The organism is Okeania sp. SIO2B9 (assembly GCF_010672505.1).
GTDB classification, from domain to species: domain Bacteria; phylum Cyanobacteriota; class Cyanobacteriia; order Cyanobacteriales; family Microcoleaceae; genus Okeania; species Okeania hirsuta.
In genome coordinates this window covers 1-2,485 of record NZ_JAAHGK010001138.1, presented here as the reverse complement: position 1 = coordinate 2,485, position 2,485 = coordinate 1, and the positions used below count along the sequence as shown (strand labels likewise).

The 2,485-nt window shown below is 40.0% G+C and carries 4 protein-coding genes; all 4 read left to right on the top strand.

Going from position 1 to position 2,485, the window contains the following annotated elements; translation table 11 throughout:
* A partial coding sequence (locus tag F6K13_RS28205; protein ID WP_287289156.1) for a methyltransferase domain-containing protein occupies window positions 1-303 on the top strand: 303 nt, incomplete at its 5' end.
* Between the two features lie 6 nt (window positions 304-309).
* Entirely contained in the window at window positions 310-468 is a 159-nt protein-coding gene (locus tag F6K13_RS28200; protein WP_161564891.1) for a hypothetical protein, read from the top strand.
* Window positions 469-529: 61 nt separating this feature from the next.
* A complete protein-coding gene (locus tag F6K13_RS28195; RefSeq protein WP_124154097.1) occupies window positions 530-1,291 on the top strand; it encodes a hypothetical protein in 762 nt (253 codons plus the stop codon).
* A gap of 114 nt (window positions 1,292-1,405) precedes the next feature.
* Window positions 1,406-1,891, top strand: a complete 486-nt coding sequence (locus F6K13_RS28190; RefSeq protein WP_124154098.1) for a hypothetical protein — start codon at window positions 1,406-1,408, stop codon at window positions 1,889-1,891.
* The last annotated feature ends 594 nt before the right edge of the window (window positions 1,892-2,485 follow it).

Below are 2,485 nucleotides of genomic sequence, written 5' to 3'. Positions count from 1 at the left end.
CCTTTGCTTTCAGAAAGTATCGATCGGGTGATTAGTTTAGCTGCTTTACATCATGTAGATGATAAGTTTGGTTTTTATCAAGAGGCTTACCGTTTACTTGCTCAAGGAGGAATTTGTTGTCTGGCAGATGTCAGGAAAGGATCGAAAGTAGCTGACTTTTTAAATATCTTTGTTGATCGATACAACTCTATGGGGCATCAGGGTGCATTTTGGGACAAAAATACTGCCAATCAGTTAGAAACAGTAGGTTTTCAAGTGCTTGTTCATCAAGCAATTTCCTTTGATTGGCAGTTTGATAGCTGAGAAGATATGGTGAACTTCTGTAAGTTACTGTTTGGTATTGACAAAACTGACAACTCCAAAATTTTAGAGGGAATTGAACAATATCTGAGCTATCGCATTGAAGAGAATCACTATTATCTGTGTTGGGAATTAGAATTTTTCCAAGCTCTCAAATCAGGAATTTAATGCTCTCCCTGCTAGATTAATAAAAACTAATAAAACAAAACCAACAATTCTTTAATTAAATATGCCAATTCCTATTTCTGCGATCAAAGGAGTTATTTGGCCAGCCTTACCAAACCCTAACAATTCCTTGCTTTTGGCCTTGCAATATCAGTTAGAACAAACTCAATGGTGGTCTCCTGAAGAAATCCAAAAGTGGCAGATGTTCCAACTCACAGCACTCCTTGCCCATGCTGATCACACTGTTCCCTTCTATCGTCAACGACTGGGTGTTTTACTCGAAGTACGCGATCGCTTCCTCAACTATAGTGACCTACAGCAGATTCCGATTCTGACTCGTCAGGATATTCAACAGCAAAGCAAGGAGATGATTAGCACTGCCTTACCCAAAGAACATTTGCCTACTTCAGAAAGTCAAACTTCTGGCTCTACAGGGCGACCAATTACTTTTCAAACAACCAAAACAAAAGGAATTTTTTACCGAGCATTAAATCTTCGCAGTCATCTATGGCATCAGCGTAACTTTTCGGCAAAAGTGGCAGCTATTCGAGTGCCTCGCTCTAAATTACGACAGTCCAAGCAAAAACAAGAGGGTAAGAAAATTTGGGCTGATGCTTTTCCCAGTGGTGCGCTCGTAGAATTGGATAGTGGTAAAACAATTGCAGAACAGTTAGCTTGGTTAGAAAAGGAAAATCCCGAGCATATACTAACTTACCCTTCTAATATTCTCGCTTTAGCAAAACAAGCCAAGAAGAAAGGAATAAAAATACCAAATCTTCAAGCTCTCAGCACATTTGGAGAAGTTGTGACCCCGGAAATACGTTAGGTTTGTCAAGCTGTCTGGAACATCTGCGTTGTTGATATCTATAGCTGTCAGGAAATTGGTCTGATTGCTCTGCAGTGTCCCAAACACGAACACTATCATATTCAGTCTGAAAGCGTGATCGTAGAAATTTTAGACGAAAATGACCAACCTTGTGCTCCTGGTCAAATTGGGCGGGTAGTACTAACAGATCTTCATAACTATGCCATGCCCTTTATTCGCTACGAAATTGGAGATTATGCAGAAGTGGGTGAATATTGTTCCTGTGGCCGAAAACTACCAGTGTTGCGACGAATATTAGGACGAAGCCGTAATCTACTGGTTTTGCCATCGGGGGATCTTATTTGGCCTTCATATATACTCAGTAATTGGGCTAAATTAGGTCCTATTCTCCAGATTCAGGTTATACAGAGAAGTGTGGAAGTTATTGAAGTTCGGATGGTGCTTTCCAGAGCAATAACTGAGAATGAGGAAGCAATTCTCCATCAACACATTTGCGCAGATTTAAAAAATCAATTCCAAGTCAAGCTTTTGTATGTTGATGAAATTCCTAGAGCTGCTAACGGTAAATATGAAGATTTTATTTCAGAAGTAGTGGTTTGATTTTAGGTGATGATCGAGGCTTTGTTGCATACAGGATGATTAGACATCAGGCAACAGCTCATCTGGCAACAGGCAACAGAGAATTAATAAGCTGTACTTCACGCTTCCTAAAAAGTGCTGTAACCATTCTATAACTGTTTAACCGGACTTAATATCATGGGTAAGTCCTAAAATTGCCAAAGAAAAACTACCTGCACTTTATTCATCTGGCGTTGGTGATTTGAGGTATGATATCATGTCCTGATGAAAGTTCTATAGAACTCCGTGACCTTTACGCGACCAAAAAACTTTCTCCTTCTACATCCTGTTTCTGATTCTTTATTCCCTCCTGAGGAGGTCCTCCTGACTTCCCCTCCTGGGAGGGGAAGTCAGGAGTCAGGAGGAGAAAGAATTACAAAGATGAGGGTAGTTATGACGATTGAAGATTTTTTTTATGCCCAATTAAACGGATTTGATATAATTAAAATTATAGCAATGTGCGCTGGCATATTTACAAATTACAGTAACTGTCCAATAGCTAAAAGCCTGATATTATCGGTTTTTTATTCCCCCAGATGAGCTGTTGCCAGATGAGCTGTTGCCTGCGCACAGCGC

What these genes read in the sequence shown, in the direction of transcription:
- F6K13_RS28195 (WP_124154097.1), top strand. Translation starts at nt 530, where the DNA reads ATGCCAATTCCTATTTCTGCGATCAAAGGAGTTATTTGGCCAGCCTTA.
- F6K13_RS28200 (WP_161564891.1), top strand. Translation starts at nt 310, where the DNA reads ATGGTGAACTTCTGTAAGTTACTGTTTGGTATTGACAAAACTGACAAC.